Origin of the sequence: uncultured Cytophaga sp., from assembly GCF_937863595.1 — a bacterium.
Classification (GTDB): domain Bacteria; phylum Bacteroidota; class Bacteroidia; order Cytophagales; family Cytophagaceae; genus Cytophaga.
This window is the reverse complement of the sequence record NZ_CALMGQ010000149.1, coordinates 1-9598: the sequence shown is the minus strand read 5'-3', so window position 1 is coordinate 9598 and position 9598 is coordinate 1. Positions and strand designations below refer to the sequence as shown.

At 33.5% G+C, this 9598-nt stretch carries 11 protein-coding genes and 1 pseudogene; 7 read left to right on the top strand and 5 right to left on the bottom strand.

Going from position 1 to position 9598, the window contains the following annotated elements; genetic code table 11:
- The 7 genes from Q0543_RS13165 to Q0543_RS13135 all read left to right on the top strand — a co-directional run.
- A partial coding sequence (locus Q0543_RS13165; RefSeq protein ID WP_299253896.1) for a DUF177 domain-containing protein occupies positions 1-402 on the top strand: 402 nt, incomplete at its 5' end.
- A 10-nt stretch (positions 403-412) separates the two neighbouring features.
- Positions 413-598 (top strand): 50S ribosomal protein L32, encoded by a 186-nt coding sequence (gene rpmF / locus Q0543_RS13160; protein ID WP_083921261.1) that lies wholly within the window; start codon positions 413-415, stop codon positions 596-598.
- 3 nt (positions 599-601) lie between these two features.
- Complete coding sequence (gene plsX, locus Q0543_RS13155) at positions 602-1540, top strand: phosphate acyltransferase PlsX (RefSeq protein ID WP_299253891.1); 939 nt, start codon at positions 602-604, stop codon at positions 1538-1540.
- 16 nt (positions 1541-1556) lie between these two features.
- The gene (locus tag Q0543_RS13150; protein WP_299253888.1) at positions 1557-2555 is read left to right on the top strand and encodes a beta-ketoacyl-ACP synthase III; all 999 of its coding nucleotides are present in this window, start codon (positions 1557-1559) and stop codon (positions 2553-2555) included.
- 106 nt (positions 2556-2661) lie between these two features.
- On the top strand, positions 2662-3147 hold the full coding sequence (gene accB / locus Q0543_RS13145) for an acetyl-CoA carboxylase biotin carboxyl carrier protein (protein WP_299253885.1): 486 nt from the start codon (positions 2662-2664) through the stop codon (positions 3145-3147).
- A gap of 38 nt (positions 3148-3185) precedes the next feature.
- The gene (gene accC, locus Q0543_RS13140; protein WP_299253882.1) at positions 3186-4532 is read left to right on the top strand and encodes an acetyl-CoA carboxylase biotin carboxylase subunit; all 1347 of its coding nucleotides are present in this window, start codon (positions 3186-3188) and stop codon (positions 4530-4532) included.
- Between the two features lie 66 nt (positions 4533-4598).
- Positions 4599-5273: a hypothetical protein gene (locus Q0543_RS13135; RefSeq protein ID WP_299253879.1), complete on the top strand. Its 675-nt coding sequence runs from the start codon at positions 4599-4601 to the stop codon at positions 5271-5273.
- Between the two features lie 24 nt (positions 5274-5297).
- On the opposite strand, the gene Q0543_RS13130 is transcribed toward Q0543_RS13135, so the two are convergent.
- The 5 genes and pseudogenes from Q0543_RS13130 to Q0543_RS13110 all read right to left on the bottom strand — a co-directional run bounded on the left by Q0543_RS13130 (position 5298) and on the right by Q0543_RS13110 (position 9495).
- The gene (locus Q0543_RS13130) at positions 5298-5444 is read right to left on the bottom strand and encodes a hypothetical protein (protein WP_299253876.1); all 147 of its coding nucleotides are present in this window, start codon (positions 5442-5444) and stop codon (positions 5298-5300) included.
- A gap of 98 nt (positions 5445-5542) precedes the next feature.
- A complete protein-coding gene (locus tag Q0543_RS13125) occupies positions 5543-5896 on the bottom strand; it encodes a hypothetical protein (RefSeq protein ID WP_299253873.1) in 354 nt (117 codons plus the stop codon).
- Between the two features lie 38 nt (positions 5897-5934).
- Positions 5935-6489 carry an RNA polymerase sigma factor gene (locus Q0543_RS13120; protein ID WP_299253870.1) on the bottom strand — a complete coding sequence of 185 codons (555 nt, stop codon included), beginning with the start codon at positions 6487-6489 and terminating at the stop codon, positions 5935-5937.
- 87 nt (positions 6490-6576) lie between these two features.
- A complete protein-coding gene (locus Q0543_RS13115; RefSeq protein ID WP_299253867.1) occupies positions 6577-7509 on the bottom strand; it encodes a cation transporter in 933 nt (310 codons plus the stop codon).
- A 99-nt stretch (positions 7510-7608) separates the two neighbouring features.
- Positions 7609-9495 (bottom strand): annotated as a pseudogene (locus Q0543_RS13110) (DNA topoisomerase IV subunit B).
- Positions 9496-9598 lie beyond the last annotated feature (103 nt).

Here is a 9598-nt window from a genome sequence, read left to right as displayed (position 1 = left end):
CTTCATATTCGTGTTAACATTTCAATTAAAGGAATTGTTGAATTAGTTTGTGATAGAAGTTTGGATGTATTCGATTATCAAATTGATTCTATTACACCTTTAATCTTCAAGTTTTCTGAAGAAGAAGAAGGTGAAATAACAGATGAGATAATTGGAATAAAAAGAGAAACAATTAAAATTAATATGGCTCAGTATATATATGAGTTTATTAATTTAGAATTACCCATAAAAAAGCTTCACCCAAGATTTCAGGCTGAGGACAATCAAGAAGATGCAGAATCTTTTTTGATTTATTCTACTGAAAATAAGGAAAAAAGCGATAATGACTCTCCTACCGAAGATTTAATAGATCCTAGATGGTTGGCATTAAAGAGTTTGAATGATAAAAATAAGTTAAACTAGTAATAAGAAAATGGCTCATCCTAAACGCAAAATTTCCAAAACAAGGAGAGACAAAAGAAGAACGCATTACAAAGCGGTTGCTTCTCAGTTTGTTGAATGCTCAAATTGTAATTCACCTGTATTACTTCACATAGTATGCCCTGAATGTGGTTTCTATAGAGGTAAATTGGCTATTGAAAAAGCCGTAGCTGTATAACCAATGAGGTTAGCACTAGATGCGATGGGAGGAGATTACGCTCCCAAATCTATCATTGAGGGTGCCGTTTTAGCCTCAGACTCTCTCCCTTCCGATGCAGAAATTATTCTCATTGGAAAGGAGCAGATTATACGTGAACATTTGTCTCAGCTTGAAGGTAACAAAAGCCGAATACAAATTGTTCATGCAGATGAGGTTATAACCATGGCAGAACATCCTACGAAAGCATTTTCGCAAAAGCCAAATTCAAGTATATCTATTGGTTTTCAGTTACTTAAACAAAAAGAAGTTGATGCTTTTTGTAGTGCTGGAAATACAGGTGCTATGCTTGTTGGTTCAATGTTTAGTATTAAAACCATTGAAGGTATTCTTCGTCCTGGAATTGCTGGCTTTATGCCGCAAGAGTCAGGACGTTTTGCTGTTATAATGGATGTTGGTGCTAATGCAGATTGTAAACCAGAAATGTTAGCTCAATTTGCAGTTATCGGTTCGTTATATGCTAAATACATGTATGGAATAGATAAACCCAAAGTTGGGCTAATGAATTTAGGTGAAGAAGCAGAAAAAGGAACAATTTTAACATTAGCTGCACATCAGTTAATCAAACAAATTGATACTATAAACTTCGTTGGTAACCTAGAAGGTAGAGATATGTTTGCGAATAAAGCAGATGTTATTGTTTGTGATGGGTATACAGGCAATATCATTTTGAAAATGGGTGAAACGTTTTACGATCTAGTTTCTAAGCGTGGTTTTGAAGATAACTTCTTCAATATGTTTAATTATGAAGAAGTTGGTGGTAGTCCAATTTTAGGTATAAATGGCAACGTCATAATTGGTCATGGAATATCATCTCCAAAGGCTATTAAAAATATGATGCATCTAGCATACCAATTGACTAAAGCTAATATCTCAGATAAAATTAAAAACGCTTACAGCTAATCTCAACTAATAGAAGATGAGCAAAGTAAATGCATGTATCACGGGTATCGCAGGATATGTACCGGATTATATTTTAACAAATCAAGAATTAGAGAAACTTGTTGAAACATCAGACGAGTGGATACTCTCTAGAACAGGTATTAAAGAACGCCGCATTTTAAAGGGCGAAGGTTTAGGAACTTCTCACATGGCTGAGAAGGCTGTCAAAGATCTCCTTGCGAAAACAAATACCGATCCTTCTGAAATTGACTTATTAATTTGCTGTACCACAACTCCAGATTATGTTTTTCCTGCAACAGGAAACATCATTTCTGATATGTGTGGTTTAAAAAACGCATTCAGTTATGATATGAACGCAGCCTGTTCTGGCTTTTTATTCGGACTGGTTACGGGCTCTCAGTATATTGAAAGTGGTAGATTTAAAAAAGTAATTGTTGTTGGGGCAGATAAAATGTCTGCAATTGTCAACTATAAAGACCGCAATACGTGTATTTTGTTTGGTGATGGTGCTGGTGCAGTATTATTAGAACCAAATCACGAAGGTTTTGGTGTTGTTGATAGTGTACTCAAAACGGATGGTTCAGGAGCTAAATATTTAATTATGAAAGGTGGTGGTAGCCGTCACCCTGCAACGCTTGAATCCGTAATGAATAATGAACACTTTGCCCACCAAGAAGGAGCAACCGTGTTTAAGTTTGCAGTTAAAAACATGTCTGATGTTGCTGCAGAAATCATGGAACGCAATAAACTTACGGGTGATAATGTTCAATGGTTGGTTCCTCATCAAGCCAATAAAAGAATTATTAATGCAACTGCAGAACGTATGAATGTTGGACCTGAAAAGGTTATGATCAATATTGAGCGTTATGGTAATACAACGAGTGCCACTATCCCACTTGTTTTATGGGATTATGAAAAACAATTGAAGAAAGGTGATAATCTTGTATTAGCAGCTTTTGGCGGTGGTTTTACGTGGGGTTCTGTTTATTTGAAATGGGGATATGACCCAAAGTAATTAAATAGAAATTAGTATATTAACATACTGGAAATTTATACATTACATCATTAACAAAGACTGTTATAATTTAAATACAGTTATAAAAAATTAAATTAAGACACTGATGAAACCAAAGGAAATTCAGGAATTGATTGACTTTATTGCTAGTTCAGGATTAGCTGAAGTAAATATCGAAACAGAACAATTTAAAATTAATGTTAAAAAATATCCAAATTCAGCAGTAACAGCTGGGGATATTGTAATGCCTCAATTACCACAATACGTTGCGCCACAAGCTCTGCCTCAAACTACAGTTTCTGCTGCAGCGGTTGAGTCTAAATCTGCTACTCCTATAGCTGAGACTTCAAATTTAATTACGATAAAATCTCCAATGATTGGAACATTTTACCGTTCATCAAATCCTGAGACCCCTTCATTTGTAAATGTTGGTGATGTTATTGAAGCTGGTAAGGCTGTATGCATCATTGAAGCCATGAAGTTATTCAATGAAATCGAATCTGAAATTTCAGGGAAAATTGTTAAAATATTAGTAGAGAACGCTACTCCAGTTGAATACGATCAACCATTATTCTTAGTAGAACCTAAGTAATTAATACAGTTGAATAGTACATTTTACGGGAAAAAGATATGTTTAAAAAGATATTAATAGCCAATAGAGGTGAAATTGCATTGCGTGTTATTCGTGCTTGTAAAGAGCTTGGAATAAAAACGGTTGCAGTTTATTCTGTTGCTGATAAAGAAAGTTTACACGTTCGATTTGCGGATGAAGCAGTTTGTATCGGACCCGCTCCTTCCAATCAATCGTATCTAAGTATACCAAATATCATTGCTGCTGCTGAAATTACGAATGCAGATGCCATACATCCAGGTTATGGATTTTTATCTGAGAACGCCAAATTTTCTCAAGTGTGTGAAGATTATGGAATTAAATTTATTGGTGCAAGCGCACAAATGATTAATTCTATGGGTGATAAAGCTTCTGCTAAAGATACCATGAAAAAAGCAGGTGTACCTTGTATACCAGGTTCAGATGGTTTGTTATCTTCTATTGAAGAAGGTATGAAATTGGCAGCTAAAATTAAATACCCAGTTATCTTGAAAGCTACTGCTGGCGGTGGTGGAAAAGGTATGCGTATCATTAAAGTTGAATCTGAATTTACTAAGGCTTGGAACGATGCCAAACAAGAAGCAGCTGCATCTTTTGGTAACGATGGTTTGTATTTAGAGAAATTTATAGAAGAACCACGTCACATTGAAGTTCAACTATTAGGAGATAAATTTGGAACTGTTATTCACTTATCAGAAAGAGATTGTTCTATTCAAAGACGCCATCAAAAGCTGATTGAAGAAACACCATCTCCTATTATAACGGAACGTTTGCGTAATAAAATGGGTGAAGCAGCTGTTAAAGGCGCTAAATCTATAAAATATGAAGGTGCTGGTACAATAGAATTTCTTGTAGATAAACATGGAGATTTTTACTTCATGGAAATGAATACACGTATACAGGTTGAACATACCATTACGGAAGAAGTTACCGGCGTTGATTTGGTTAAAATGCAAATCAGGGTTGCTGCAGGTGAGAAATTAGAAAAGAAAAATCACCTTCCTTTACGTCATTCAATTGAATGTAGAATTAATGCGGAAGATCCTAGAAATGGTTTCCGTCCATCGCCAGGTAAAATTACTAACTTTCATATACCTAGTGGTTTTGGTGTACGTGTAGATAGTCATTGTTATACTGGATATACAATCCCTCCTAACTATGATTCTATGATTGCTAAGCTAATTGTTAACGCGCCAACGCGTGACGAAGCTTGTGATCGTATGAAACGTGCATTACAAGAATTTGTAATTGACGGTGTAAAAACAACTATTCCATTCCATATTTATATGATGGATGACCCTCAGTTTAGGTCTGGAAAGTTTAATACATCCTTTCTTGAAACATTTGATTTCTCAAAAATAAAATAATTAAAAGATCCCGTTATTAACGGGATCTTTTTTTGTTCTTCTCATTTCGATCTGATAAGAATTTATATGCGTGCACACATCTTTATAAGTGTTTTTTTTTCATTGCTCATTTTTCAAGTGAATGGTCAAGTTCTGGAGCATACTATGCCTAAGTTATCACTTGTTGTAGGCTTTGGTGGTACGTCTTACAGAGGTGATTTAACCAATAGATTTGAAAGCTGGGGTGGAACGTTTCATGCAGGTTTAGCTTTTAATAAAAAGAAACGCATGAATGGTTTTCTTCATTTAATGATTGGTGGAGTGCGAGGTAATTCTCGTTCGTATGTAACGAATTCAAATCAAACAACTCAAATAGCTCAGCCCAATAGTTATTTTAAAACTTCCTTAATTAGTTTTGGATACGAATTGCGAATCAATGTTATAAAAAAGCAATCGTATATACTCTACGTTTCTCCAGGCATAGCATTACTTCGCTTTGATCCCAAAGATGAGTATAATCAGTCGTTTTCAAATCAACGGCTAACTCGTGCAAGTGGGGAAACCTATTCTAATATCTCACTTATGTTACCTACAAAAATAGGGGGAGCATATTATTTAAATAAAGGATATGGTATTGGATGTGATATTGGTTTTTTAAATCCACTTACGGATTACATTGATAATATTTCCAAATTGGGAAATAGAAATAAAAAAGATAATCTGCTTCAAATTAATTTATTACTTTATATTCCTTTAAAGTAAGCGCACTTAAAATATATGCGCTTACTAAACTGTAGCGTAAGAAATGGAATCTATTGTTGTTGCATAAAACCTCGATACCTCTTGTATCTCCACTCCCATCAGCCATTCATGACGATGCTTTTCATAAATGTCGGTTAAAATTTCTGGTAAATAATTACTCGTATTTGTCATTGACTCTATACGTGTATGGTATTCGTTAGTAAATTCTCCATTATTATTAATAGAAATTTTCAACTGATATATTACAGAAAATAGTTCCATCAATATATTTATTTAGATGAATTAATAGATTCATCGCTATTGAAATTACATTTATTAAAGAACTTATTTTTTAAACTTGAACGTTCTTCAGTTGAAAGGTTGCCCCACTTAGCTTTCATGTGTTCTTTCCATGATTGACTTTCGTTATTTTTACAACAACAGCCTTTACCTTTAAACCCTCCAAAAAGAATTTTGGATAATAAAACTAAACCAAACGTCTGCCATATGTTAATAGCAGGACCATTAAACAATGTTGGTACGAGCCAATTCCATAATGTCATTGTAATGTATCCCAATACTGCTATTAAAAGTGGAACGCCAATTATTATTTTCAGTAAGATGAGTAACTTGTGCTTTTTCATATGATTACTTTTTTATCTGTATTTCTATATTCAATGTATTAAAGTTCATTATAAAGTTCTTGCAATTGTTTTCTTAAAAACAAAATGGCATATCGTTTTCTAGAAAGTAAGGTGTTTACACTCACTCCTGTTATTTCACTAATTTCCTTAAACGATTTATCTTCAAATTCGTGTAAGAGCATTACTTGTCTTTGTTCATTAGGCATTTCAGCCAGCGCTACTTCTATGGCTTCCCATATTACATTTCGTGCATAAACATCCTCAGGCGTATTTTTGAAATCAGGAAGTATGTCTTCTAACATTAGTATTTCCGAATCCTCGTTTTTTCCTTGAAAACCTAAATCTGACCAAGCATCAGTTTTTTTTTTGCGATACTTATCCGTTATCTTATTCCGAGCAACTGTAAATAACCATGAAGTTACTTTATCTAGAGATTCAATGTTTTCGTAACCTGAAACAAATTGGAAGAATACATCTTGTAAAATATCTTCTGCATCTTCCAACCTAGATACACGTTTCCGAATAAAGCCCAACAATCCTCCACGCTGATTTTTAAAGATTTGTTCTATGTGTGCTTCTTGACTATTGGTCATTATTTCATGAATTATACTTGATAGTCGAGTTGGATTTAAAAATATTGTAATGAACTATTAAAAATGAATAATAAATTTAAGCGATTTTTATAATTTGTTATTAACTAGCACTTTACTGATTCGTTTTCTATTAAAGGAGAACGATATTTTATTGTCTGGTGTTATTTCAGAAAGAATCTTCTCTCCTTTTATTTTAATAATCAGGTAATCCTTGGGTAGATCAATATTATCATTAGATACATTTAATTCAATATTTACCCATAGTACTCCACCAACATGTAATACCGAATACGTAGGATCGTATTTTTCCATAACGATTATGTGTTCTTTAAACGTTAAAATAATCTGATCTTGCAATACTTTATCAATGGAGGATACGGATAAAAGTTGAACGTTCTCAGTGAATAATTTAATTGGATAGTAGGCCATTGCTAAAGAAAATAGTATACAAAAAACAGGATCAACATAATTTACATAGGTATTATATTTTGTAAAGTTTAATACATAGGAGAAAAAAACAGCCAAAATTATTGAAATATTAAATGCTATATCTGTTTTCCATTCTAAAGCATCGGTTTTTAATAATGCTGAATTAAGTTTTTTTCCATTATAATTAATAATAAAGAATGCAATACTGTTTAATAAAAATGTTAGAATAGCATAGCTAAACATAATTGTATGATTTGTCACTGGAGGACCACTATAGATGCTACCCAATGATTCACTTATACCTTTTATACATATTAAAATAATCATGAAACTTCTGATTAAATTTAATATGGGTACATAACCAGAAAAACCTAATGGGTGGTCTGGGTCTTTTGGTTTCTCTTTTAATCTAGAAATATAAATTGTAACCAATGCTATTATTGCACTGATAACATAGGATCCCGCATCAACTTCAATAATATTTGAATCCGTTAATTCATTAAAAAATAAACTGCCAATCATTAATATGATAATCATATAAAATGAAAAGAGAAGTGCTTTGTATTCGGACTTATGTGTGTTAGTTGTCATTGCTTGGGTTGGTGGAGTTGTTTTTTTTGTTTAAAAAAAAACACAAGAATAAAATGAATTTATCCATGTGTTTTAGTATTAATATTCTCAAAATAGTAATTATTCTATAACTTCAACTTCAACCTTTTCTTCCACGAATGGTGCAGTATCCTTTTCTGATTTTAAGTTATCAATAATAAATTGTTGTCTCTCAGGAGTATTTTTACCCATGTAATACGACAATAATTTAGGGATTGTAATTTCCTTGGTTAAAATAATTGGATCTAAACGGATTTCTTCTCCAATAAAATTCCCGAATTCATCTGGCGATATCTCTCCAAGACCTTTGAATCGGGTGATTTCAGGCTTCGTACCTAACTTCACCATTGCCTTTTGTTTTTCTTCTTCACTGTAACAGTAAATGGTTTCTTTTTTATTTCGAACCCTAAATAAAGGAGTATCTAAAATGAATAAGTGTCCATTACGAACAAGATCTGGAAAGAATTGTAAAAAGAACGTCATCAATAGCAAACGAATGTGCATACCATCTACATCTGCATCGGTAGCAATCACAACATTTTTATAACGTAAGCCATCTAACCCATCTTCAATATTTAAAGCATGTTGAAGTAAGTTGAATTCTTCGTTTTCGTATACAATTTTCTTAGAAAGACCAAAGCAATTTAGTGGTTTACCTCGCAAACTAAATACAGCCTGACTTTCAACGTTACGTGATTTAGTAATCGATCCACTTGCAGAATCCCCTTCGGTAATAAATAAGGTAGATAAATAGCGCTTATCGGATTTGTCGTCATCTAAGTGGTAACGACAATCTCTTAATTTCTTATTATGTAAGTTTGCTTTTTTAGCTCTTTCGTTTGCAAGTTTTTTAATTCCTGCGATATCTTTACGTTCACGTTCTGACTGAAGTATACGCTTTAATAAAGCATCTGCAACGGAACTGTTTTGATGTAGGTAGTTATCAAGTTCTCGTTTTACAAAGTCGTTGACAAAATTACGAACAGATGGACCTTCTGTTGCTACATTTTGAGAACCCAATTTTGTTTTGGTTTGCGATTCAAAAACGGGTTCTTGAACACGAATAGCAATTGCTCCAATGATAGATCCGCGAACATCTGAAGCATCAAAATCTTTTTTGTAGTATTCTCTAACGGTTTTAACGATAGCTTCTCTAAACGCAGCTAAATGCGTACCACCTTGAGTTGTATACTGACCATTTACAAAGGAATAATATTCTTCTCCATACTGTTCGCCGTGCGTAATACACATTTCGATATCATTTCCTTTTAAATGAATAAATGGATAACGAATCGTTTCTACATCTGCTTTTCTATTTAATAAATCTAATAATCCTTTTTCAGAGTAATATTTTTTACCGTTATAGTTAATGGTTAAACCTGCATTTAAAAACGCATAATTCCATAATTGTTCTTCTAGGAAATCAGGAATGAAATAAAAATTTTTGAATATCGCATTGTCTGGAACAAATGTTATGATTGTTCCATTCTTTTCTGTTGTACTTGTCTCTTTATGGTCTTTAACAAGTTCGCCTTTTTCAAATTCTGCAATTTTAGTTTTACCATCACGAATGGATTGAACTTTAAAATTTGCAGACAGTGCATTAACTGCTTTCGTACCAACACCATTTAACCCAACCGATTTTTTTTAAGCATCAGAATCGTATTTAGCACCGGTGTTCATTACGCTAACGCATTCTATAACTTTCCCCAGCGGAATACCACGTCCATAATCGCGAACGGTAACTTTATAATCCTCAATTTCTACTTCAATTTTTTTGCCATAACCCATCATGTATTCGTCGATGGCGTTATCGATAACCTCTTTTACAAGAATGTAAATACCATCATCCGGTGAAGAACCATCTCCAAGTTTACCAATATACATCCCCGGACGCATGCGCATGTGCTCAATCCAGTCTAGGGTCCTGATATGATCTTCCGAATAATTATAATTGGTAGTTGCCATGGGGCGAAAATAGGAGATTTGTGCAGGATATATCAAAGATGATATGCACATCCTGCGGTTTGTACGTAGTAAATCCTCAAAAGCCTTATCGACCTCTTCGCAT